The organism is Pseudomonas sp. 2995-3 (assembly GCF_002742565.1).
Taxonomy (GTDB): domain Bacteria; phylum Pseudomonadota; class Gammaproteobacteria; order Pseudomonadales; family Pseudomonadaceae; genus Aquipseudomonas; species Aquipseudomonas edaphica.
This window is the reverse complement of the sequence record NZ_LJSB01000325.1, coordinates 1-237: the sequence shown is the minus strand read 5'-3', so window position 1 is coordinate 237 and position 237 is coordinate 1. Positions and strand designations below refer to the sequence as shown.

Genomic DNA, 237 nt, shown 5'->3' with positions numbered 1-237 from the left:
CTTCTCATTTTTAATCAGTAACTCACTTAGGATTCTTGCACTGGAGACCCCTTCTTCAAGATTTTTTAAGACAGCACCTCTGTACTTCTGCTCTAGCGCATATGGGGCTAAATCTTGTTCGTTTTTAGGATCAGGAATCTCCTCTTCGCCAAATAAATTAATCGTGACTGCTTCTCCTGCATTGGAAGGGATCTCCGTTCCACCTTTTTGTGAGGAAGTTCGATTAGAAGATGATGC

1 protein-coding gene is annotated in these 237 nt (G+C 41.8%); it reads right to left on the bottom strand.

Annotation, left to right across the window (positions count from 1 at the left end):
• The coding region (locus tag AOA62_RS31925; RefSeq protein ID WP_158235143.1) for a hypothetical protein at nt 1–237 on the bottom strand (237 nt) is incomplete at both ends.